Origin of the sequence: Frankia torreyi (genome assembly GCF_000948395.1) — a bacterium.
In the GTDB taxonomy this organism is placed as follows: Bacteria; Actinomycetota; Actinomycetes; order Frankiales; family Frankiaceae; genus Frankia; species Frankia torreyi.
The window spans coordinates 144,247-166,381 of record NZ_JYFN01000006.1; the positions used below are offsets into that span (position 1 = coordinate 144,247).

Annotated in this window: 18 protein-coding genes, 3 pseudogenes and 2 riboswitches; of the genes and pseudogenes, 16 read left to right on the forward strand and 5 right to left on the reverse strand. The window is 73.5% G+C overall.

The features are described 5' to 3' along the window. Positions 1-32: 32 nt before the first annotated feature. From grpE to FF36_RS05995, 11 genes and pseudogenes are all read left to right on the forward strand, one after another. Positions 33-749 carry a nucleotide exchange factor GrpE gene (grpE, locus tag FF36_RS05955; RefSeq protein ID WP_370657242.1) on the forward strand — a complete coding sequence of 239 codons (717 nt, stop codon included), beginning with the start codon at positions 33-35 and terminating at the stop codon, positions 747-749. A 39-nt stretch (positions 750-788) separates the two neighbouring features. Further along, positions 789-1,985: a molecular chaperone DnaJ gene (gene dnaJ / locus FF36_RS05960; RefSeq protein ID WP_044883955.1), complete on the forward strand. Its 1,197-nt coding sequence runs from the start codon at positions 789-791 to the stop codon at positions 1,983-1,985. A 95-nt stretch (positions 1,986-2,080) separates the two neighbouring features. Then, positions 2,081-2,548, forward strand: coding sequence for a heat shock protein transcriptional repressor HspR (locus FF36_RS05965; protein WP_370657203.1), 468 nt, complete (start codon positions 2,081-2,083; stop codon positions 2,546-2,548). 198 nt (positions 2,549-2,746) lie between these two features. Then, positions 2,747-4,667, forward strand: a 1,921-nt coding sequence (locus FF36_RS05970) for an ATP-dependent Clp protease ATP-binding subunit (RefSeq protein ID WP_242422328.1), incomplete at its 3' end; no start/stop codon positions are given. A gap of 1 nt (position 4,668) precedes the next feature. Then, positions 4,669-5,365, forward strand: a pseudogene (locus tag FF36_RS37225) (AAA family ATPase); the annotation flags it as partial. Positions 5,366-5,524: 159 nt separating this feature from the next. After that, a partial coding sequence (locus tag FF36_RS37230) for a PNPOx family protein (RefSeq protein ID WP_242422330.1) occupies positions 5,525-5,747 on the forward strand: 223 nt, incomplete at its 3' end. Position 5,748: 1 nt separating this feature from the next. Then, positions 5,749-5,956: pseudogene (locus FF36_RS37235) on the forward strand (TIGR03667 family PPOX class F420-dependent oxidoreductase); the annotation flags it as partial. Between the two features lie 59 nt (positions 5,957-6,015). After that, positions 6,016-7,026, forward strand: coding sequence for a pseudouridine-5'-phosphate glycosidase (locus tag FF36_RS05980; protein ID WP_044883959.1), 1,011 nt, complete (start codon positions 6,016-6,018; stop codon positions 7,024-7,026). Positions 7,027-7,176: 150 nt separating this feature from the next. Further along, the coding region (locus tag FF36_RS05985; RefSeq protein WP_242422331.1) for an MMPL family transporter at positions 7,177-9,362 on the forward strand (2,186 nt) is incomplete at its 3' end. Between the two features lie 159 nt (positions 9,363-9,521). After that, positions 9,522-10,007 carry a PH domain-containing protein gene (locus FF36_RS05990; RefSeq protein ID WP_044883961.1) on the forward strand — a complete coding sequence of 162 codons (486 nt, stop codon included), beginning with the start codon at positions 9,522-9,524 and terminating at the stop codon, positions 10,005-10,007. After that, positions 10,004-11,416 carry a PH domain-containing protein gene (locus FF36_RS05995; RefSeq protein WP_370657202.1) on the forward strand — a complete coding sequence of 471 codons (1,413 nt, stop codon included), beginning with the start codon at positions 10,004-10,006 and terminating at the stop codon, positions 11,414-11,416. The genes FF36_RS05990 and FF36_RS05995 overlap by 4 nt, the downstream gene beginning before the upstream one ends. Before the next feature lie 69 nt (positions 11,417-11,485). Here the strand turns inward: FF36_RS05995 and FF36_RS06000 are convergent, their stop codons facing one another. From FF36_RS06000 to FF36_RS06020, 5 genes are all read right to left on the reverse strand, one after another. Beyond that, on the reverse strand, positions 11,486-12,559 hold the full coding sequence (locus tag FF36_RS06000; RefSeq protein ID WP_044883962.1) for an SMODS domain-containing nucleotidyltransferase: 1,074 nt from the start codon (positions 12,557-12,559) through the stop codon (positions 11,486-11,488). Between the two features lie 437 nt (positions 12,560-12,996). Then, positions 12,997-13,566: a hypothetical protein gene (locus FF36_RS06005; protein ID WP_044883963.1), complete on the reverse strand. Its 570-nt coding sequence runs from the start codon at positions 13,564-13,566 to the stop codon at positions 12,997-12,999. Next, positions 13,559-14,848: an NAD-dependent epimerase/dehydratase family protein gene (locus tag FF36_RS06010; protein ID WP_044883964.1), complete on the reverse strand. Its 1,290-nt coding sequence runs from the start codon at positions 14,846-14,848 to the stop codon at positions 13,559-13,561. The genes FF36_RS06005 and FF36_RS06010 overlap by 8 nt, the downstream gene beginning before the upstream one ends. A 262-nt stretch (positions 14,849-15,110) precedes the next feature. Next, entirely contained in the window at positions 15,111-15,905 is a 795-nt protein-coding gene (locus tag FF36_RS06015) for a CAP domain-containing protein (RefSeq protein WP_044883965.1), read from the reverse strand. Positions 15,906-16,169: 264 nt separating this feature from the next. Further along, the gene (locus FF36_RS06020) at positions 16,170-16,907 is read right to left on the reverse strand and encodes a DedA family protein (RefSeq protein ID WP_044883966.1); all 738 of its coding nucleotides are present in this window, start codon (positions 16,905-16,907) and stop codon (positions 16,170-16,172) included. Positions 16,908-17,256: 349 nt separating this feature from the next. Here FF36_RS06020 and fbaA point away from each other — a divergent pair, with 349 nt between their 5' ends. The 5 genes and pseudogenes from fbaA to FF36_RS06040 all read left to right on the forward strand — a co-directional run bounded on the left by fbaA (position 17,257) and on the right by FF36_RS06040 (position 22,075). Then, entirely contained in the window at positions 17,257-18,294 is a 1,038-nt protein-coding gene (gene fbaA, locus FF36_RS06025) for a class II fructose-bisphosphate aldolase (RefSeq protein WP_044883967.1), read from the forward strand. A 983-nt stretch (positions 18,295-19,277) separates the two neighbouring features. Continuing rightward, positions 19,278-19,489, forward strand: a riboswitch (cyclic di-AMP (ydaO/yuaA leader). 19 nt (positions 19,490-19,508) lie between these two features. Beyond that, the gene (locus FF36_RS06030) at positions 19,509-20,186 is read left to right on the forward strand and encodes a transglycosylase family protein (protein ID WP_044883968.1); all 678 of its coding nucleotides are present in this window, start codon (positions 19,509-19,511) and stop codon (positions 20,184-20,186) included. 462 nt (positions 20,187-20,648) lie between these two features. After that, a riboswitch (cyclic di-AMP (ydaO/yuaA leader) is annotated at positions 20,649-20,851 on the forward strand. Between the two features lie 2 nt (positions 20,852-20,853). Then, positions 20,854-21,288 (forward strand): transglycosylase family protein (locus FF36_RS37240; RefSeq protein WP_242422333.1); only part of this gene is annotated, 435 nt, incomplete at its 3' end. A gap of 1 nt (position 21,289) precedes the next feature. Beyond that, a pseudogene (locus FF36_RS37245) lies at positions 21,290-21,573 on the forward strand (transglycosylase family protein); the annotation flags it as partial. A 64-nt stretch (positions 21,574-21,637) separates the two neighbouring features. Further along, positions 21,638-22,075, forward strand: a complete 438-nt coding sequence (locus FF36_RS06040; RefSeq protein ID WP_044884025.1) for a DUF3151 domain-containing protein — start codon at positions 21,638-21,640, stop codon at positions 22,073-22,075. Positions 22,076-22,135: the final 60 nt, after the last annotated feature.

Genomic DNA, 22,135 nt, shown 5'->3' on the forward strand with positions numbered 1-22,135 from the left:
GTCGAGACGACGAGGAGGAGCCTCGCGTGGTCGTGCGCGACCGGCGGCGGATCGATCCGGAGAGCGGTGAGGTGCGGGCAGATGCCGCCGCCGGGCCCGGCGGGGTGGCGGGCGCCGCTGCCCCCGGAGCCTTCGGCCAGGAGGCCGACGGCGAGCTCGTCGCATCCCTGCAGCAGCAGATCTCCGAGCGCACGGCGGATCTGCAGCGGCTGAAGGCGGAGTTCGACAACTACCGCCGGCGGGTCGAGCGGGACCGCCAGCAGATCGGCGAGCAGGCGAGCGCCAAGCTGCTCGCCAGCCTGCTGTCGACCCTCGACGACATCGGCCGCGCCCGCGACCACGGGGATCTCGAAGGCCCCTTCAAGGCCATCGCCGAGGCCCTCGAGGCGACGTTGGAGGCCGCCGGCCTGGAGCGCTATGGGTCGCCGGGCGACGAGTTCGACCCGTCCGTCCACGAGGCACTCATGCACTCCTACCGGGCTGACGTGACCGGCCCGACCTGTGTGGACGTCTTCCGAGCCGGCTACCTGCACGCGGGTCGGGTCCTGCGCCCCGCGCAGGTGTCGGTCGCGGAGCCCACGGGCGAGGTGGCGGCGCCGGCCGAGGCCGAGCCAGCAGCCGACGAGGCGGCGCGCGGCGGGTCCGGGCTACCGGACGAGCAGGCGGCGGAGCGGTCGAGCCCCATCCCGGACGACACCGGCAGCATCCCCGGCCCGGACAACGGCGGGCCCACTGTCAGCGCCGACTGACACGACGCCGACTGACACGACGAGGAAAGGAGGGGCGCCGTGAGTGTTCGCGACATGGTCGAGAAGGACTATTACGCCGCTCTCGGCGTTCCCAAGGACGCCTCGGCGGCCGACATCAAGAAGGCGTACCGCAAGCTTGCCCGGGAGCTGCATCCGGACAAGAACCCCGGCGATGCGAAGGCCGAGGCGCGCTTCAAGGAGGTGTCCGAGGCCTACGACGTCCTCTCCGACGAGAGTCGTCGGCGGGAGTACGACGAGGCCCGGGCGCTGTTCGCGGCCGGCGGCCGGGCGGGCGGCCCCGGGGGTGGACGGGCCGGCGGCTACGGCTTCGGTGCGCCCGGCGGTTTCGGTGCGCCCGGCGGGGGTTACGGGGGCGGACCGAACGTCAACTTCGAGGATCTCCTCGGCGGATCGGGCGGTGGTCTCGGTGGCTTCTTCGACATGTTCCAGCGGTCGTCGCCGGGCCGCGGGCCGCGCCGGGGCGGCGACATCGAGGCCGAGGTCACCATCCCCTTCGAAAAGTCGCTGACCGGGCTGGAGGCTTCGGTCCGCCTGCCCGGCGCCGCGACCTGTACCACCTGCGAGGGCAGCGGGGCCCGGCCGGGGACCACCCCACGGACCTGTCCGACCTGCCGCGGGCTGGGCGTGGTCTCCCGTTCCCAGGGGGGATTCGCGCTGTCCGAGCCCTGTCGCGACTGCCTGGGCAAGGGCACGCTGATCGATCATCCCTGCCCGGACTGCCGGGGCTCCGGTCGACGCGAACGCGAACAGCGCATCCGCATCCCCCCGGGCGTCAGCGACGGCCAGCGGTTGCGGGTACGCGGCCGCGGCACGCCCGGGGAACGCGGCGGCCCGGCGGGTGACCTGGAGGTGACGGTCCACGTGCTGCGTCACCCGGTCTTCGACCGGGAGGGCAACAACCTGACCATCACGCTCCCCGTCACGATCACCGAGGCGGCCCTGGGCGCGTCGGTCCGGGTGCCGACCCTCGACGGCGCGCCGCTCACGGTGAAGGTGCCGGCCGGCACCTCCAGCGGGCGGCGGCTACGGGCCCGTGGTCGAGGCGTCCCTGCGCCGGGCGGCGGACACGGTGACCTCATCGTGACGTTGGAGGTGACCGTGCCCAAGCCGGCGGATCTCTCGCCGCGGGCACGCACGGCGTTGCTCGAGTTCGCCCAGGCCCATCCCGAGGACCCACGGGCGCCGCTGATGGAACGGATGGAGGCAGAGGGATGACCGCGCGTCCGAATCGCACGTCCGACCCGCCGGCCGCGCCGCACGCGCGGACGTCTCCGGCCCGGCGGTCGGAGGATCGACCGCCGCTGGACCCGATGGCATCGGCCACCGAGGTCCGGCCGGAGGGGTACTACCCGACCGGACCGCTGCCCGGCCCCGCCCACGACGAGGACGCACCGGTCTACGTCATCTCGATCGCGGCGCAGCTCGCCGGCATGCACCCGCAGACCCTGCGGTCCTATGACCGGCTCGGGCTGGTCACCCCGGGCCGCACCGCGGGGCGGGGGCGGCGTTACTCCGCCCGGGACGTCGCCCTGCTGCGGGAGGTCCAGCGCCTGTCCCAGGAGGAGGGCGTCAACCTTGAAGGCATCCGGCAGATCCTCCACCTGAGCGCTCAGGTGATGGCGCTGCAGGCGCAGGTCCGCCAGCTCACCGAGGAACTCACCCGGGCTCGCGTCGACGCGGAGCGGCAGGTGGCCGAGGCGCATGCCAGCCATCGGCGCGACCTCGTCCCGGTCGACCGCGGGGCGATCGTGGTATGGCGGCCGCTTCCCCGCCGTTGACCGCCTGGCCGGCAAGGGCGCCGGCCGGCGCGGCAACCGACCCCAGGGGCTTCTCCCGGTCCAGAACGGGCCACGAGGAGCCCCTCTCGCCTTTCCGGGAACGCGCGAACACGAATCAAGGTTGAGCGGGAACGACTCAGGTATGCTGAGCGTTGTAACGGATGACACTGCACGCACCTGACCACACTGGGATCCGCCATGAACGCTGAACGCCTCACCGCCCGCTCGCAGGAGGCCCTCTCCGCGGCGATCAGTCGAGCCACCGGCGACGGGTCACCGCTCGTCGACCCCCTCCACCTGCTCACCGCCCTGCTCGAGGCTCCCGACGGGGTCGGTGCGGCGCTGCTGTCCTCGGCCGGCACCTCCGTCGACACGGTCCGGGGCAAGGCCGAGGCCGCCGTGTCCCGGCTGCCCAGAGCCACCGGGATGAGCGTCTCGGCGCCCCAACTGTCCCGCCAGCTCCTCGCCGTGCTTGACAACGCCGAGCGGCAGGCGGGTCGCCTGGGCGACGAGTACACCTCGGTCGAGCACCTCGTCGTCGCCCTCGCCGAGGAGGGGGGCGAGGCCGGCCGCATCCTGACCTCCGCCGGCGCGAGTCCGGACGCGCTGCGCGGCGCCTTCGACAAGGTCCGCGGCGGTGCCCGGCGGGTGACCAGCCGCGACCCCGAGGGTTCCTACCGCGCGCTGGAGAAGTACTCGATCGACCTCACCGAGCGGGCCCAGCAGGGCAAGCTCGACCCGGTGATCGGCCGGGACGCGGAGATCCGCAGGGTGATCCAGGTGCTGTCCCGGCGGACCAAGAACAACCCGGTCCTCATCGGCGAGCCCGGCGTCGGCAAGACCGCGATCGTCGAGGGCCTCGCCCTGCGGGTCGTGGCGGGCGACGTGCCGGAGTCGCTGCGTGGCCGGCGGATCGTCTCGCTCGACCTGGGCTCGATGGTCGCGGGTTCCAAGCTGCGCGGCGAGTTCGAGGAGCGGTTGACCTCGGTCCTCAACGAGATCCGCGAGGCCGAGGGCCAGATCATCACGTTCATCGACGAGCTGCACACGGTGGTCGGCGCCGGCGGCGCCGAGGGCGCGATGGACGCGGGCAACATGCTCAAGCCCATGCTCGCCCGCGGTGAGCTCCGCATGATCGGCGCAACCACGCTGGAGGAATACCGCACCCGGATCGAGAAGGACCCGGCGCTGGAGCGCCGCTTCCAGCCGGTCCTCGTGGGCGAGCCGACCGTCGAGGACACCATCGGCATCCTGCGCGGCCTCAAGGAGCGCTACGAGGTGCACCACGGGGTGCGCATCACGGATGCGGCGCTGGTCGCCGCGGCGACCCTGTCCGACCGCTACGTCACCGCCCGCTTCCTGCCGGACAAGGCGATCGACCTCATGGACGAGGCCGCGTCCCGGTTGCGGATGGAGATCGACAGCCGTCCGGTGGCGATCGACGAGCTCGAGCGGGCCGTGCGCCGGCTGGAGATCGAGGACATGGCGCTGTCGAAGGAAAACGACGACGCCTCCCGGGAGCGACGCGGGCGGTTGCAGCGCGAGTTGGCGGACCGGCGGGAGGAGCTGTCGAGCCTCACGGCGCGCTGGCACCGGGAGAAGGACTCGATCTCCGAGGTCCAGAAGATCAAGGAGGAGCTGGAGAACGCGCGGCGGGCGGCGGAGCTCGCCGAGCGCGACCTCGACCTGGCGAAGGCCGGTGAGCTGCGCTACGGCACGATCCCGACGTTGGAACGGCGGCTGACCGACGCCACCGACGCGCTGGCCGCTGCGGACTCCCCCGGCGGGGCGATGCTCAACGAGGAGGTCGGTCCGGACGACGTCGCCGAGGTCGTCGGCGCCTGGACGGGCATCCCCGCCGGCCGGCTGCTCGAGGGCGAGACGGCGAAGCTGCTGCGGATGGAGTCCGAGCTGCACGCCCGGGTGATCGGCCAGGACGAGGCGGTGCGGGCGGTGTCCGACGCGGTGCGCCGGGCCCGGGCCGGCATCGCCGACCCCGATCGGCCCACCGGTTCGTTCCTCTTCCTCGGCCCGACCGGCGTCGGCAAGACCGAGCTCGCGAAGGCGCTGGCCGACTTCCTGTTCGACGACGAACGGGCGGTCGTGCGCATCGACATGANCGAGTACGCCGAGAAGCACTCGGTCGCCCGGCTGATCGGGGCCCCGCCCGGTTACATCGGGTTCGAGTCCGGTGGACAGCTCACCGAGGCGATCCGCCGGCGGCCCTACAGCGTCATCCTGCTCGACGAGGTCGAGAAGGCCCACCCCGACGTCTTCGACGTGCTGCTGCAGGTCCTCGACGACGGGCGGCTGACCGACGGTCAGGGGCGCACGGTCGACTTCCGCAACGCGATCCTCATCCTGACCTCGAACCTCGGCTCGCAGTTCATCGCCGATCCGACCCTGAGCCCGCAGGTGCGGCGCGAATCGGTGATGGTCGCGGTGCGGGATGCCTTCAAGCCGGAGTTCCTCAACCGGCTCGACGACGTCCTCGTCTTCGACCAGCTCGGCCGGGAGGACCTGGCCCGCATCGTCGATCTCCAGCTCGACCGGCTGCGGGCGCGGCTGCAGGAGCGGCGGATCGGCCTCGAGGTCACCGACACCGCCAAGGGATGGCTGTCCGACGTCGGTTACGACCCGGTGTTCGGGGCGCGGCCGCTGCGGCGCCTCGTCCAGACGGCGATCGGCGACCAGCTCGCCCGGGAACTGCTCGCAGGGCAGGTCCGCGACGGCGACGACGTGCTCGTCGACGCCGTGCCCGGCGGCTCCGGACTGATCGTCTCCGGCACGGTCAAGCCGCCCGCCAAGGCACTGTAAGGGCGGCCGGCGTGGCCCGCGGCCGGATCCGGGCGCGACGCACTCTGCGGTGCGCCCGGACCGGCGGCGGCCCGGTCACATGAGCCCGTCGGGAGGTTACGGTAAGCAGTGGTCGATCGCCGAGTACTGGCGGATCCGCGCCGAGGGTGGGAGCCGACGATGTCCGTACTTCCCGATCCCGACACCGCGTTCGGGGCGAAGGTCGCTCGGCGGCTGGGCGAGGACCGGATCGCCTGGCTGACGTCGACCGACCGGTCCGGCACCCCGCAGCCGGCGCCGATCTGGTTTCTGTGGGACTTCGCCACCGACAGCGCCCAGCTCTACAGCGAACCCACCGCCCGGCGACTGAGCCGGATCCAGACGAATCCGCGCAGCTCCCTGCNCCTCGACGACGACGGCCGCGGCGGTGACTTCGTCGTGCTCACCGGCGTGCTCACCACCGACCCGGATGCCCCGCCCGCGGATCGGAACCCGGGGTACCTCGCCAAGTACAGCGACTGGGCGAAGAACGTGTTCGGTTCGGTCGAGCGGTTCGCGACGCTGTACAGCGTGCCGCTGCGGTTTCGGGTCGAGCGGACCCGCGGGCAGTGAGCCGCGGGTAGTGCAATGAGACGCCGATCGGGTGGGGCGTCGGGACGTAGGGTCGGCGCATGACGGGCAGATCGAACATCGTCGTCTCGGCAACCGTGCGGAACGCCCTGGCCGCCGGGGCGCCGGTGGTCGCGCTGGAGTCGACGTTGATCGCGCACGGGCTGCCCCGGCCCCGCAACCGCGAGGTCGCCGTGGAGCTGGAGGAGCTGGCGCGCGAACGGGGAGCGACCCCCGCGACGGTCGCGGTGATCGACGGCGTGCCCCGGGTCGGCCTGGACGAGCCGGATCTGCACCGCATCGCCGACGACGCCGACGTCGTCAAGTTGTCCGTGCGTGACCTACCGGTCGCCTGCGCGACGGGGTGGACCGGGGCGACGACGGTGGCGTCCACCGCTCTACTCGCGGCCCGCGTGGGGATTCGGCTGTTCGCCACCGGCGGCCTTGGCGGGGTGCACCGCGGTGCCGGAGACAGCTTCGACGAATCCGCCGACCTGGTGACCCTCGCGGCCACACCGATCACCGTCGTGAGCGCCGGAGTCAAGTCGATCCTCGACATCGGCGCGACCCTCGAACGGCTCGAGACGTTGGGCATCACCGTCGTCGGCTATCGGACGTCGACCTTCCCCGGCTTCTACCTGCCGCACACCACCTACGACCTGGACTGGCGGGTCGGCGACGCCGGTCAGGTCGCCGCGACGATGACCGCGGCGGACATGCTGGGCCTCACCTCGGCGATCGTCGTGGCCAACCCGCTGCCCACCGACCAGGCCCTCGACCCGGCCCTGCACGACCGGGTGCTGGCCGACGCCCTGGCCTGGGCCGAGGACCGCGGTATCCGCGGTAAGGCCGTCACCCCGTTCCTCCTGGAGACCTTCCACCGGGAGACCGGCGGAGCGAGCCTCGAGGTCAACATCAACGCCGTGCGGAACAACGTCGCCGTCGCGGCGGACATCGCCCTCGCCTGGTCCGCCACGGACCGGTCCGCCACGGACCGGTCCACCGCAGACCCGGTCACCGCAGACCCGGCCCCCACAGACCCGGCCCCCGTAGCGCGAGCGCATCGGCCGTAGCCGGCAGCCGGGCCGCGGAGCTGCGACGATTCCGTCAGGGCCGCGACGCCGGGCGAGCCAGGGGATCGCGACAGCACCACGGTCGTCATCATCCGGCGCCGCCTGCCGGTGGACGGGGCGCAGCACTGCCGAGGAGGGGGCTGGCGGGTCGTGTCGTGGGTGATCGGACGCCGCTCGGCCTGGCTGGTCATCGTCCTCTGGCTCGCGGTCGGGGGGGCGGCCAGCCCGATCGCGTTCCGCCTCGCCGACGCCCAGAAGAACAACGCGGCCGCGTTCCTCCCGGCGGACGCCGAGTCGACCCGCCTGCTCGCGGCGCAGCGCCACTTCCCCGGCCAGGACGCCGTACCGGCCGTCGTCGTCATGACCAGGCCGGCGGGCCTGACCCCGGCAGACCGGTCCGCCGCCACCGCCATCGGTGGGGCGCTGCGTCCCTTCGCCGCCGGGCCGATCCTCGGGCCCATCGTCTCCCCCGACGGCCGCTCGCTGATCCTCACCGTCCCCCTTGCCCAGCTCGACGACGCCGCCCGGTTCACGGACAACGTCCGCGAGATGCGCCGGATCGCCGCCCGGATCGCCCCCGCCGGGACCGAGACCGCGATCACCGGGCCGGCGGGCCTGGTAGCCGACGCCTTCCAGATGTTCAGGACGATCGAGAGCCGGCTTCTCATCGTCACCGCGGGGATCGTCGCCGTGATTCTGCTGATGGTCTACCGCAGCCCGCTGCTGTGGCTGGTCCCCCTGGTGTCGGTGGGCATCGCCGACCAGACCGCGGCCGGGATCGTCAGCCTGCTCGCCCGGCACGGCGGGCTGACCGTCAACGGGCAGAGTTCGGGCATCCTGCGGGTGCTCGTCTTCGGGGCCGGCACGGACTACGCCCTGCTGCTCATCGCCCGCTATCGGGAGGAACTCACCCGCCACCGGGATCCGCGCCGCGCCATGCGCGAGGCGATGCGGCACGCCGGCCCCGCGATCCTGGCCTCCGCCGGCACCGTCGTCATCGGGATGCTCTGCCTGCTGTTCGGGGTGCTGGCCTCCGACCGCGGGCTCGGGCCGGTCGGCGCGATCGGCATCGCGACCGCCCTGGTGACGATGACCACTCTGCTGCCGGCGGCGATGGTGCTCTGCGGACGCCGGCTGTTCTGGCCGTTGATCCCCCGATTCGGGGAGCATCCCCCCGTCACCGACACGGCCCGACGGGGGCCGGCGGCGCGGGCCGCCCACGACAACGCGCTGGCCGCGCCCACCGCCCCCGGCCACGAGGATCTCAGCGAGTTCGACCTCGCCGAGGAGCCGGGACGCTGGGTCAGGATCGGCGAGGCGATCGACCGGCACCCGCGGGCGGTGTGGGTGGGAACCTCGCTGGCGCTGGGCATGCTCATCGTCGGCCTGCTGACGATGGACACGTCGCTGCGGCAGGACGAGGGCTTCCGGCACCGGGTGGAGTCGGTGCGCGGCATCGAGCTGATCTCCGCGGACTTCCCGCCGGGCGTCGCGGCGCCGACGTACGTCATCGCCGCCGAACGGGCGGCGCCCCAGGTCAGTGCCGTGATCCGGGCGACGCGGGGGGTGGCGGGGGTGGCCGAGGTCGGCCGCGCGGGCGACCGGGTGCAGTTCCTCGTCGTCCTGAGCGACCAGCCGGACAGCCCGGAGTCGTTCGACGCCGTGCGCGAGCTGCGATCCCGGGTGCACCGGGTGCCGGGCGCGGGCGCGCTGGTCGGGGGGAACACGGCGGTGAACCTCGACGTGCGGCACGCGGCGGCGCGGGACCGCCAGGTGATCATCCCACTGGTCCTCACGGTCGTGCTCGTGGTGCTGATGTTCCTGCTCCGCGCGATCGTCGCCCCGCTGGTGCTCATGGCGACGGTCGTGCTGTCCTACCTCGCCGCGCTCGGCGGGAGCGCGGTCGCCTACCACTGGATCTTCGACTTTCCCGGCGCCGACCCCTCGCTGCCGCTGCTGGCGTTCATCTTCCTGGTCGCGCTCGGCGTGGATTACAACATCTTCCTGATGACCCGGGTCCGCGAGGAGGCCGGGCGGATCGGCCCCCGGCCCGGCGTGCTGCACGCGCTGGCCGTCACCGGCGGCGTCATCACGTCCGCGGGCGTCGTACTCGCCGCCACCTTCTCCGCTCTGATCATCTTTCCGCTCGTCCAGCTCGTCGAGGTCGGCTTCGTGGTCGCGTTCGGCGTCCTGCTCGACACCCTGGTCGTGCGGTCGATCCTCGTGCCCGCGTTGACGCTGGACATCGGCCGGCGCATCTGGTGGCCCAGCCGGTTGGCTCGCCCGGACGACACCGCCGGCGACACGCCCCCGGCGGCCTCCCCCAGCGCGCCGGCNCCCCCGCCGCGCCCGCGGACACCGCGCCATCCCGTCTAGGCTCGCGGACGCCCACGGCCGCCCGAACGGGGCGAGATCCGCGCCGGACACCCGGACGGCCGCGATCCACTCGTCCCATTCCGGTCGGACGTATCCGGGGCGCGACTTATCGTTGCGGCATGCCCGACGCTCTCCTGCCGGATCCCGAACAGTGGCGGGTCCTGCCGCCGGAGCTGCGGCGGCTGCGACGGACGCTGCTGGTCCTCGGGGCCGTTCCGGCGTTGGCGCTCACGCTGCTGATCTCGCTCTCGGTCGGCGGCTGGCCCTGGGTCCTGCTCACCGCCGCCCCGCTGCTGGCGGCCGCCGCGGCCTGGCGATCCATCGGCGTGGGCTGGCGGGCCTGGCGCTACGCCGAGCGGGAGGACGATCTGCTGATCAGCCGGGGTGTGCTGGTGCGGCGCCTGGTCGTCGTGCCGTACGGACGGATGCAGCTCGTCGACGTCAGCGCCGGGCCGCTCGCCCGGCGCTTCGGCATCGCCAAGGTGCAACTGCACACCGCGGCGGCGGCCAGCGACGCCGTCATCCCGGGGCTGCCCCCGCGGGAGGCCGCCCGGCTGCGCGACGCCCTCACGGAACGTGGCGAAGCCCGGTCGGCCGGGCTGTGACCCCCGAGCGGGAGATCACCGAACGAGGGGCTGCCGAGCGGGGGGTTGCCAAGCGGGGGGTTGCCAAGATCGACGGCCTCTTTTCGGACGCCTCCCCGGCGGGCGCGCCGATGGCCGTGCCGGACGGGTTCCACCGGCTGCATCCCCTCACGCCATTCCTGCGGGGCTGGGTGATCGTCGCCGCGTTCGCCGCGAGCGTCGGGCGCAACCTCGCCGAGGATGTCACCGCCCGGGCCATCGGCCTCACCCTGATCTTCCTGATCCCGGCGGCCGGCACCTACGGCTACTGCGCCTGGCGGTTCACCCGGTACCGGATCGAACGCGACGGCCTGCGGCTGGACACCGGTCTGCTGGTCCGGCGCACCCGCTACGTCCGGCTGGACCGGCTGCAGTCGGTGGACATCGTCCAACCGCTGCTCGCCCGGATGATCGGGTTGGCCATCCTGCGCCTCGATCTGGCGGGCCGGGAGCACCGGGAACGGTCCGACTCGGACGGGGGCGACTCCGGGTCCGACCTGCGGTACCTGTCGATCGGGCATGCCCACCGGCTGCGCGCCGAACTGCTCGCCACCGCGGCCGGGCTCGCCCCCGACGTCGGCGAGGCGCCGTTCCATCCGCTCGCCGAGGTGCTGCCGAGGCGGCTGATCGCGGCGATCGCCCTGTCGCCCGCACCCTGGGCGGCGCTGTTCGGGGCGGCGGCGATCGCCACGCCGTCGCTGCTCACCGGCACCCGCGCCGGCGTCCTGGGCGCGCTCCCGCTGCTCGGCTGGCTCTGGCACACCACCTTCCGGATCTTCGCCGCCGGCTACCCGTACGCCGTGTCCGAGTCGCCGGACGGGCTGCGCATCGACAGCGGGTTGCTCGAGCGCGCCCACGCCACCGTCCCGCCGGGGCGGGTCCAGGCGATCAGTATCGGGGAGCCGTTGCTGTGGCGCCCGAGCGGCTGGGTGACCATCCGGATGAACGTGGCCGGCGGCGGTCCGTCGGTCCTGCTTCCGGTCGCCCGCCGGGACGAGGCGCTGGAGCTGATCGGCAAGCTGCTACCCGGGGTGGATGTGGCCGCGGTGGAGCTGGCCCGCCCGCCGCGACGGGCCGCGCTGCTCGCCCCGATTCACTGGCGGGTGCTGTCCTGCGGCGCCGACGACGTGGTCTTCGTCGCGCGTCACGGGCTGCTGCGCCGGTACACCGATCTGATCCCGCACGGCAAGGTGCAGAGCATCCGTCTGGTGGCGAACCCGCTGGCCCGGGTGCTGCGCCTCGCCGACGTGCACCTGGACACCACCGGCGGACCGGTGCGGGTGCGGGCCGGCCTGCGCGACCGGGCCGAGGCGCTGCGGATCGTCGCCGCCCAGGCCGAGCGGTCCCGGCTGGGGCGCCGCGCGGCCGTGCCGGACCGGTGGATGACCTGACGCCTCGCCAGCCAGAACCCGGCCCCGCGGACAACCGGTGACGGACCTGGGAACGACGGCCGGGGCGGGTCAGCCGAAGGTCGGGAACTCCGGGCCGAACACCGAGCCCCAGAGGGCCACGGCCTCCTCGTGGTCCCCGGCCTGCTCCGCGTCGACCGCCTTCGCCGAGTAGATCCGGGCGAGCCGGATGGTCTCCGCGAGCGCGTCGACGTCCTCGGGGCGCAGGTAGGCGGACAGGTCACCGCCGACGTCCGCCGGATCCGCCGCGACCAGGCCGACCTCGTCCATGTGGCGGAAGACCTCGGCCAGTCCCTGCCGGGTGTTGAGCCCGCGACCGACGAGGACCTGCCCGGCAAGCGCCTCGATGTGGAACGAGCGCAGGTGGCTGCCGCACACCCGGTTCCATGCCTTGAGCAGGCGCACCGCCGAGATCACCCGGGGGCCGAGGTCCGCGGTCCAGCTCGTGTGCCGCTCCGGGCGGGTCGGCAGCCAGCCGCCGACCCGGTCGGGCATGACGTAGCCGGCCCGGGGGTGATCGAACGCCGGGACGAGGTGCACGTCCGGCGGCGAGTCGTAGACGATGCGCAGCGCCTGGCCGCGGCTGCCGATCGTCTGGATCCGCTCGCCGCCGATCGCGTTGCGCACGCAGAGCACCAGATCGCGCGAGTCCCAGCGGAACCGCTTCCACGCGCTGTTCGCGGCGGAGAAGACGGCGAAGATGTCGACCTCGTCCAGCGGCTGGATCATGGTGTCCCGCCCGGCCGAGCCGATCGTCGCGACGCCGACCAGCGGCAGTGCGCACCGGGGCGGGAAGATCGCCCGCAGCGCCCGCTCCGCCTCGTCCCGCCGGGCGGCGATCACGGCCTTGTCCTCGGCGCTGAGCCGGATCAGGTCATCCAGCTTGGCGAAGGCCCGCGCGGTGGTCCCGACGAGCAGGGGACCGGTCATCGCCCCGGTCGTCGGATTGATCGGCGGCGGAACCTGCTGGCCCGACGCGCCGCCATCGGGTGGAAACAACGCGTTGGGCGCGCCCGGCGTGGACTCGTTGGACCGCCGCCAGTGCGACGGAATGATCAGGTGGTCGTAGGTGACCTCCCCCGGCCGGACTCCGGCCGGTGTCCCCCGAGGGGTATCCACGCTCATGCTGCTGACCTCCCAGGCGCAGGTAGCGCCGAACCGTTCGGGCTCCCCTCCCCGGACGCGAGACGGACCTCCCACGGACCGCCCCGGACGCCCCGCCCTCACTCAGCCCGTCGGCCAACGGTCGCGACATCGCTTTACATGGTGCCCCAGGGCATCACGGTCTGAACAGGGGGCTGCCACCGCGGCGTGTCCACCGCTCGCCCTCTGCCGCCGAAATTACGAGAAGACGGTTGTCGCCCGGCTGACAGGAGGCCACTGTCACGGCAACGCCGACACAACATTGCACAGGCCCATCCATCAACGCTGGGCAGGCACTTTCGGTCCGGCGACCAGGAAACGGGCCGGTCCGGGCGCGGGGAACGCCGGGACGGCCGCGGTGACACCGTGCCGGCGGGCACCCAACCGGGCCACGTGACGGTGCGTGACGTCGAGGGTGATCAGCCCGTCGGCGGACGCAGCCAGATCCGCCACCAGTCGGCTATCAGAACGGGGGTGGGCACGAACGAGGTCGCCTGCCCCAGGCGCTTTCCGATCCCGTCACCGCGGCGGATCCTCGTCTCCACCAGGGCGCCGCGGTACTCGAACCAGCCGGCGACCGCGCGGACGGCCTCGGTCGCATAGCCCTCGCGCCGGCAGCCGAGCACTATCGACACCCCGACCACGGCGCGCCGGCCGTGGGTGTCCGCGGCGACCAGGCCGACGGCCGCCGGCCCCGACCTTCGCCGCAGCACCCAGGTCAGCACCGACCGCCCGGCGCCGGCCCGGCGGCGCAGCTCGCGGCGCAGCGACCCGGCCGGGTCGAGGGGATCCGGGGCGGCGGCGTGCGGATCCGTGCCGACGATCCCGCCGTAGGGGCCGACCCCGTCCCCGCCGCGCCCGCCGGACCGGGCGACCACCGCCGTGAACGCCAACGCCGGCGCGAGCTCCTCGGCGACGTAGCCGGCGTTCCAGACCGTCAGCGGCAGGGCGAGCAGCCGGGGGGTGGTGAGGGTGGGGCCTTCACCCACGGCGGGACGGTTCCCGAACGCCGAGCAGGCCCCGTTCCCGCAGCCACGACTCGGTGCGGCCCATGCCGTCGGCGAGTGGCACGGCGGGCGACCAGCCGGCCAGGCTGCCGATCCGGGTAATGGAGAAGCCGGCGTCCCGGGTCAGTTCGCGCACGCCGAGCGCGCCGAGGTCCACCCGGGCGCGCGGGTCGACGCCGGCCACGAGCCGCGCGCCGAGGCCGCGGACCAGGGCTCCGGCGGGGCGGCCCGACACGGGCGGCGGGGTGGCGACGCCGGGCGGGTCCGGCGTCGCGGTCCTGGCGGGCGCCGACTCCGCCGCGGCCGGCACACCGCCGGCTGGCACACCGCTGGCTGGCACACCGCCCGCCGACGCCGGCGACCTCGGGGCCGCCAGCCCCGCGCCGAGTGCCCGCACCCGGTCCCACGCGTCCACGGCCCCGAGCAGCCGGCCCGGCACGGACCGCGGCGAGGGCAGGTCCAGCATCCGGCTGTAGTACCCGAAGAACTCGGCGGCGCTGACCTGCTCGCCCCCGGTGACGTGCAGCACCTCGCCGGCGACCGCGGCGCGGTCCGCGGCGGCGACCGCCATCACCGCCGCGACCACGTCGTCGACGTGGACCGGGCTGAGGACCCCGCGGCCGCCGTCCACCAGCACGAACCGGCCGGCCCGCATGAGCAGCACCGGCCACAGCGTCCAGCGCCCCGCGCGGGGACCGTAGGCGTCGCCGATGCGCACCACGGTGGCACCGAGCCCGTGCGCCGCGGCCGAACCCACTGCCTGCTCGGCGGCGGCGAGCGCGTCGGCCCGCACGTCGCCGGTGAGGCCGACCGGGGCGGTCTCGTCCACCAGCGGCCCGCCCACCAGGCCGGCCTCGGCCCGTTCGCCGTCGCGCGGCGCCACCCGCGACAACACGTCCACGCAGGACAGGTGCAGGAAACGCGCGACCCCGGCGCGCCCGGCCGCGTCGAGCAGGGCGGCGGTACCGCCGAGCGTCACCCGCCGGACCTCGGCGCCGGGAACCCGCAGCGGTGCCCCGGCGCGCCCCGGGCGCACCGGGGTGAGCTCCGCGACGCCGCCGGTCCCCACTGCGGCGGCGTGGATGACCAGGTCGGCGCCGTCGAGCGCCCGCTCCCACTCACCCGGCCGGCTGATGTCGGCCTGCACCACGCCGGGCGCGCGCCGGACATCCAGCGCGACGACGTCGGCGCCCTGCCCGCGCAGGGCATGCGCAAGCGCTCCGCCCAGAAACCCGGCCGCGCCGGTGACCACCGCCCGAACCACGGCCCACTCCTCCTACCCGGGTCACCCACGCCCGGGTCACCCGCGTCGACGGTCCTGTCGCGATCGCCGCGGTCCGCTCCGCCGGCCGTGCCGCCCTCGCTGCCGTCGGCGACGACGTCCCGACCCTACGGGATCGATCGGCCCGCAGCGGCGGACCATCGGCGCGAGTCGACCCGGCCGGCCGGCCCCCTCCACGCCCGAAACCGGAATCCGCCGGTGCCGGGGGCGGGCGCCACCTCTCGGGCCGGACCGGCCGATCGCGTCAGGGGCCCGTTTCGGGGGTCGCGAAGTCCTGCGTCCAGTAGTAGCCGTAGGTCCCGCCCGTCGCGAGGCCGACGCCGATCCGCGTCAGCGAGCAGGTGAGGATGTTCGACCGGTGCTCGGGGCTGTCCATCCAGTCCCGGACGACCTCGGCGGCGCTGCGCTGTCCGGCGGCGATGTTCTCCGCGGCGACGGAGTAGTCGAAGCCAGCCGCCGCCATCCGGTCGAAGGGGCTGCGGCCGTCGGGGCTGTCGTGGCGAAAGTAGCCGGACACTGCCATGTCGACGCTGTGCGCCCGGGCCGCCGCCGTCAGCACCGGATCGGCCACCAAGTCCGCGCAGCCCGCCGCCCGCCGTGCCCGGTTCGTGGCCGCGATCACGTCGGCGATCAGGCGGGCCCGGGCGGGCGGCTGGCCGGGCGCGGCCAGACCGGCGGCGCCTGCGGCGGCCGGTCCCGACGCACCCGGGCCGGGCCGCTGCGCCGACGGCGACCCCGCGGCGCCACCGATGGGCGCCGCCAGCGCTCGGGCCGGCGTGCGCGCCGCGGTGACGGTGCCCGGCCCGGCCTGGCCTGTGGCTGCGCCCGCGGCCGCGCCAGCGGGGTTCCCCGTGGACGACCGCTCGGCCGCCGACGTCGCGCCGGCCACACGGAGGGCGAGTCCCCCGGTAGCCGCGCCGGCACGGCCGGTGACCCACAGCGCGAGCGCGAGCGTGGCCAGGAGAACGCCCGCCGCCGCGCCGTACGCGGGCAGCACCGGGCGCCGGGGCGCCCGGTGGCGATTACGCGTGCGCTGCATCGGACCCTTCGCTCGGTCGGCCCCCCCGACCTCGTGCCTGGATCGATCAAGGCTAGCTAGGCGTAGTCAGGAACTACCATCATCAACGCCCATTGCCTACCCGATGTGATCTGGTAGCGATGTGGTGGAGATTACCCGCCGGATCGATCAGGGCAGCGGCCCGGCCACCGGGGGCACGAAGGGACAACGCCGACGTCCTCCGGCGGCGAATCGCGGCGAACGGTCGAAGACCTGTGGCGAAGACCTGTGGCGGAGACCCGCCGGTCACCGGTCCCGATCGGTCGCCGAGGCGGCCGAGGGATCCGGTTCCGCCGTCGGCACCGGTGCCGGTGCCGGTACCGAACCGTCATCCGGGTGGGGGTCGTCACGCACCGGCCCCCGGTCGGCGGTGGCCTCGGGGACCGACTGCCCGTGGGTGGTCCGGCCCCGGGCGGTGCGGCGGCGCAGCAACTCGCCCCCGACCCCCGCCAGGACGGAGGCGACCACCACCACCAGCGCGAGCCAGCCCGTGGCGTCGCGCAGGCCAGGAATGGCGGAAGCCGCGTAGCCCAGCAGGATCAGCCCGGTCCCCCACACCACCGCGCCGGACACCACGGCGACGAGGAACCGGTGCCACGGCATGGCCACGGCCCCGGCCAGGACCGGGGCGAACGTCCGCGCCCACGGGACGAACCGGGCGGCCACGAGGGTGACTGCCCCGAACCGCCGGTAGAACTCCTCCGTCCGGGCCAGGGCCGGGGCGTAGCGGCGCTCCAGGAAGGGCCGGCCCAGCCGGTGCCCGGTGTAGTAGCCCGCGGCGGCGCCGGCGCTGGCCGCGAGGGCGACTCCCACGCACAGGACATAGATGGAGACGTCCGCGCCGGCGTCCGCGGCGACCAGGCCGGCCGCGAACAGGATCGTGTCCCCGGGAAGCCAGAACCCGATCAGGATCCCGCTCTCGGTGAAAATCATCGCGAACAGGACGATGTACAGCGTCGTCCCGGACAGGCTGCCGACGTCCACGTGACCAGTGTGCCGGGCGGGCCCGGCCGGGTGGCGGGCGCGTCGCCGCGGTCGGCGTCCCGGGCCTGCCGACGGACCACACCCGTCCGGGCCATCCCCTCCCCTGCCCCTGGTCGCGACGCCCGGCGAGCCTCGGCGTCCCGCCGAACAGGCAATGCGCACCGGCGCCGCGTCGGTGACCGACTTTGTCCCGGCGACGTCGGCCGCATCCGACCACCCCGACGGGGCGAGCCGTCATACCCTTCGCCCACCAACAGTCCAACGGCGGTCTGCCGGCCCTGTCGGGCTGCTCAGCGCCGCCGTCCATGGCTGATCGGCGCCCCGACAGGTTCGACAAGGAGCCCCACCGATGCCCATCGCCACCCCAGAGGCCTACGCCCAGATGCTCGACCGGGCGAAGTCCGAGGCCTTCGCCTACCCCGCGATCAACGTCACCTCGTCGCAGACCCTCAACGCCGCCCTGCGGGGATTCGCCGAGGCGGGCAGCGACGGAATCGTGCAGGTCTCCACCGGCGGGGCGGAGTACCTGTCCGGTTCGACGGTGAAGAACATGGTCCTGGGCGCGGAGGCCCTGGCCGAGTATGCCCACCACGTCGCGAAGGCCTACCCGGTCACCATCGCGTTGCACACCGACCACTGCCCGGCGGACAAGCTCGACACCTACATCCGGCCGCTCATCGCGATCTCGAAGGAGCGGGTCGCCGCCGGCCGCGAGCCGCTGTTCCAGTCCCACATGTGGGACGGCTCGGCCGTCGAGCTCGAGGAGAACCTCAAGATCGCCGAGGAACTGCTCGCCGACGCCACCGCCGCGAAGATCGTTCTTGAGGTCGAGATCGGCGTCGTCGGCGGCGAGGAGGACGGCGTCGTCGGCGCGATCGACGAGAAGCTCTACACCACGCCGGGCGACATGTGGCGGACCGCCGAAGTCCTCGGTTCGGGCGAGAAGGGCCGTTACCTGCTGGCCGCGACCTTCGGCAACGTGCACGGGGTGTACAAGCCGGGAAACGTCAAGCTTCGTCCGACGATTCTTCGCGAGGGCCAGGATCACGTCGCCCAGAAGCTGGGTCTGCCAGCCGGATCGAAGCCGTTCGATCTCGTCTTCCACGGCGGCAGCGGCTCGGACCTCAGCGAGATCCGGGAGACCCTGGACTACGGGGTCGTGAAGATGAATGTGGACACCGACACCCAGTACTCATTCACCCGTCCCATCGTGGACCACGTCTTCAAGAACTATGACGGGGTACTCAAGGTGGACGGCGAGGTCGGGGCGAAGAAGGCCTACGACCCGCGCACCTACGGAAAGCTCGCCGAAAGCGGCATGGCGGCCCGGGTGGCCCAGGCGTGCGAGGATCTCCGCTCGGCCGGTCGGTCCCTCAGCAGGGCCTAGCCACCACCCGCTCCCGAGCCCGGCCCGACCGCAACCCTCCCGGCCCGGAGGATCACACCCGGCGATCGTCGCGCCGGGTGTGCCACCGGGCACCGCCCGGACCGACCCGGGCACACCTGGGGCCGGGCCGGCCATTCGGGTGGCTTTTCTCGACTCTGCCGGCTTGGCCGGCGGACCGCTCGGCCCGGCCCCGGCGCGCAGCGGCAACCATTCCGGCGGCCGCGCGGATCCCCACCGGCCCCCGACGGTCGGGACGGAGCGACCGGCACAGAACGGACATCCGGCAGATCCACCCCATCGATCGTCTCGATGATGTCCCGTATCATGCGGGCACCCACGGTCCCCCAGTTGCGTCACGCGACTGGGGGACCACTGTCTTTCGTCGAGTGGTCCCCCTCGGGTCCGTTGCCCGGCCACGCTTATCAGCAGCAGGTTTCGGCCAGATCGACCCACACGAGGCGGACGTGCGGCCGCATCGGACGCCCCGAGTGCCCCACCAGGACATCCTCCCCCGAGACCTGGGCCTCCGAGCGTCGCTACGCCGCTGCGTGCCTGACCGGGCGCGGCGGGCACCCGAATGACAAGGTCGTAAGTCACCACCAGGTTTCCGTAGTTTTTCTCACACAGGTAGGCTGCCCAGGACGAACCGGGGTAAGCGGACCATTGCGCCCATCCAGCGCGCCGCGGCACAGTCGATATTGCTTCTCCGCAGGTCACCCATTCGGCGTGATTCACCACGCTCTGCTCGCCATAACCCATCGGCAAACAGGGTGATCAGCCGGCCACAAATACCCCCGTCCGCGATAACGCCAGGTTGATGAGCGGGCGCGCACGCGCGATACCAGTCACCCAGCGGGCACTCAAGCAGGCGCGCCGACTGTGCTCTTTTTCACGTGCCCTATTCAATGCTTGGCGACTCGCCGGCCGGCGTGGTTATGGTCTTCGCCGTGCCGACGACAACGTCTGGCATTCGTCGGGCGGCACGCCGAATCCTGCCCCCGGTCGACGATTTCTCCAGACCAGACGGCAGGAACGGGGGAACCATCTCCGAGCGTCGAAGGGATTCGATGCTCTCGGGGTGAAGCCGTGAGTGACGGACGCACCAGGGTCTTTCGGTGCGAGCACACGTCCCCAGGAATCCCTGGCATGGCCGGGCAGTTCCCAGCCCGAATCCGACAGCTCACCTCGCAGGCGTGGGGAAGGACCACAAACATATGTCCGACGCACGTACCAGTGGCCGACAATGGAGCGCCGGCACCCGTATCCGGGCGCGGGCCCTCATGGTTGCTCCGGTTCTCGCGGCGGCGGTCGGGGGTACCCTTGCGGTCAGCCAGCCGGCCGAGGCGCAAACCTGGGCGGGTCTGCGGCAGTGCGAGTCCGGCGGTGACTACACGACGAACACCGGCAACGGCTACTTCGGCAGCTATCAGTTCTCGGCCAGCACCTGGCACAGCCTCGGCTACAGCGGGCTGCCACATCAGGCGCCCCCGGCGGTCCAGGACGAGGCCGCCCTCCGGCTCGCCCAGCGCTCCGGCTTCGGCCAGTGGCCGGTCTGCGGTCGCGGCATGGGCGCCGACCAGCTCGCGGGCGGCTCGTCGGCCAGCGGCGCGGCGCAGGCGTCGCGCTCAGCGGCGCGGGCCCCGCTGACCGTCAGCCCCGCGGCCTCCACCACCCCGAACTTCACCCGCAACCTCACGGCCGCGCTGGTCGGGCAGGACCGGGCCGACGTGCGCGCCTGGCAGACCCGGATGAGCCAGCTCGGTTACCCGATCGCGGTGGACGGACACTTCGGGCCGCGCTCGGCCGCCGCCGCCCGCTCCTTCCAGGGCTCCCACGGTCTGGCCGTCGACGGCATCGTCGGCCCGGCGACCTGGCACGCCACCTTCGGCTGAGCGCCACATCACGCGCGGTAGCCATCCGGCCGATCGCCGCGCCGCCAAACGGCACCATGCGCATGTAGTCCATCCGACCCGGGACGCGGGGACGCGCGTCACGGCTCTCGGACGACCTTCCCACCCCGGTGACACCGGCCAGGGGAGCTCACCAACTCGCCCCGACCGGCCCGCCCGGACGCCCGGACGATCTCCGTGCGCGTTCCGAAACGGGCCGGTCGGCCACCCACTCCGCACCGGATGCCGACGCCGCCGTGGTGATACCCCGCGGTGCCGGCGGCACACCCCGCCACCCGATCGGGCGGCACCGTCGGGCTCCGCCGTTCGCGCGTCCCAACCTGGTTACTGCGAACCACCCCGGTTTGCGCCCCCTGGACCGTTATCGCTAGAGTGCCGATCACTCGCCACCCGGCGAGGTCGCTCGGACGGACGCCGAGTCCTGCCCGACGTGCGAGCGGCTGGAACTAGTACGCACCGCAACGGGCAGGAGTGGGGGACCCACCAATTCGGGCGTTCTGGACGCCCTTGGGGTTAAGCAGGCTCGTCCCAGCCATCCGGTGTGGGGAGAACGATTCCCACGCACCACCGACGGCCCGGGGCGGACCGGCCGGGCCATCCCAGCCCGCACCCGACAGCTCACCCCGCAGGCGATCGGGATTGGACTGACATGCCGTCAGGACGGCGTGGTGGTAAACATCGGGCCCCGCAGACCCACTCGACCGCGGGTCGCATCCTTCGCACCACCGGCGCGGTGACGGCCATCGTCGGCAGCGGGCTCGCGGTCACCGCGGCCCCCGCCGGCGCCGCCACCGCCGACGACTTCGCCAAGCTCCGGCAGTGCGAGTCCGGCGGGAACTACTCCATCAACACCGGCAACGGCTTCTCCGGCGGGTACCAGTTCGACGACCAGACCTGGCACAGCCTCGGTTACTCCGGCCGGCCCTACCAGGCCTCCCCCGCCACCCAGGACGAGGCCGCGGCCAAGCTCTACAACTCGCGGGGCTGGCAGCCGTGGCCGTCCTGCTCGCGCAAGATGGGCCTGACGAACAACGGCCCGGCCTCGGTCGGCTCCGGCTCCAGCGACGTCATCGAGCAGGCCCTCNCCCCCGCCGAGCCGCCGATGACGCTCGACCGCGCCCGCCAGGAGATGGGCGACAACGCCTACAAGGGCACCGTCCTCAACGCCGGTTACGGCGACGACGTCCGGCCGGACGCGTTCGTCTGGCAGGCCGCGATGCGCAACAAGAGCTTCCTGCTCACCGTCGACGGAAAGTTCGGTCCGCAGTCGCAGGGCATCGCCGCCCTCTATGGCTACCTGACCCGGGTCAGCGACGGCCAGCCCGGCGCCGTCGGCCAGAACCTGTGGAACGTCACCGTCCGATCGTGACCCGCCGCGACCGCCCACCACACCCGTGCGGCAGGTCGCCACGCCCGTGCGGCAGGATGCAGCCATGACGACGCCGTCCGACCCGGGCCGCAACCTGCTCTCAGGCCCGCCGCCGACGCTGCTGCCCTCCGACGCCATCGCCACCGACGCGCTGGCCGCGGGGGAGGCGCCGACGGCCGTGGCCGCCGCCTCGCCCGCGCTGAGCGCCCCGTGGGCCGCCCTCGCCGAGCTCGCGCTGGCCGGCGACCGGCCCGTCGAGGCGTACGCCTACGCCCGCACCGGATACCACCGCGGACTCGACGCGCTGCGCCGCGCCGGCTGGCGGGGCAACGGGCCGATTCCCTGGTCGCACGAGCCGAACCGCGGCTTCCTGCGGTCCCTGGCCGCGCTCGGGCGGGCCGCGGCGGCCATCGGGGAGGCCGAGGAGGCCACCCGCTGCCAGACCTTCCTCGCCGACAGCGATCCCGTCGCCGCCCGCGAACTCGGCTTCGACGGACCGTGAGATGCCGAAGCCGGACGGTAGATGCATCGCCCGACCGGCCACGCGCGAGTGCCATCCCTA

What these genes read in the sequence shown, in the direction of transcription:
- FF36_RS05965 (WP_370657203.1), top strand. Translation starts at nt 2,081, where the DNA reads ATGGCATCGGCCACCGAGGTCCGGCCGGAGGGGTACTACCCGACCGGA.
- FF36_RS05980 (WP_044883959.1), top strand. Translation starts at nt 6,016, where the DNA reads ATGACGGGCAGATCGAACATCGTCGTCTCGGCAACCGTGCGGAACGCC.
- FF36_RS05990 (WP_044883961.1), top strand. Translation starts at nt 9,522, where the DNA reads ATGCCCGACGCTCTCCTGCCGGATCCCGAACAGTGGCGGGTCCTGCCG.
- FF36_RS06000 (WP_044883962.1), bottom strand. Translation starts at nt 12,559, where the DNA reads ATGAGCGTGGATACCCCTCGGGGGACACCGGCCGGAGTCCGGCCGGGG.
- FF36_RS06015 (WP_044883965.1), bottom strand. Translation starts at nt 15,905, where the DNA reads ATGCAGCGCACGCGTAATCGCCACCGGGCGCCCCGGCGCCCGGTGCTG.
- fbaA (WP_044883967.1), top strand. Translation starts at nt 17,257, where the DNA reads ATGCCCATCGCCACCCCAGAGGCCTACGCCCAGATGCTCGACCGGGCG.
- FF36_RS06030 (WP_044883968.1), top strand. Translation starts at nt 19,509, where the DNA reads ATGTCCGACGCACGTACCAGTGGCCGACAATGGAGCGCCGGCACCCGT.
- FF36_RS06040 (WP_044884025.1), top strand. Translation starts at nt 21,638, where the DNA reads ATGACGACGCCGTCCGACCCGGGCCGCAACCTGCTCTCAGGCCCGCCG.